Annotated in this window: 1 protein-coding gene; it reads right to left on the bottom strand. The window is 74.9% G+C overall.

Annotated elements, in window-relative coordinates:
- Window positions 1–366 (bottom strand): ATP-binding protein (locus PUR71_RS06930; protein ID WP_443077401.1); only part of this gene is annotated, 366 nt, incomplete at both ends.

Raw genomic sequence — 366 nt, 5'->3', positions numbered from 1 at the left:
GCCTCCTCGACGACCTTCTGGTGGCGGCGCTGTAGCGAGCACTCGCGCTCGAAGAGGTGGACGACGTTGCCGTGGCGGTCGCCGAACACCTGGACCTCCAGGTGGCGGGGCCGCTCGACGTAGCGCTCGGCCAGCAGCTCGTGGAAGCGGCGGGCGATCAGCCGGTGCCCCTCGGCGCTGGGGTGCAGGCGGTCGACGCTGAGCAGCCGCCGCTCCTCGCACCAGGGCAGGTCGGCGAGCATGGCGCGCAGGCGGGGGCTGCGGACGTCCGGTGCGCCGATCGCGACGATCGACTCGCGCTGCGAGCGGGCCGGGAACGACTCCTCGACGAGCCGGTCCGCCCGGGCGCTGCTGGTGCCCGGCACG

The organism is Streptomyces sp. SP17BM10 (assembly GCF_036322405.1).
Lineage (GTDB): Bacteria > Actinomycetota > Actinomycetes > Streptomycetales > Streptomycetaceae > Kitasatospora.
This window is presented reverse-complemented; position numbering and strand designations above follow the sequence as displayed.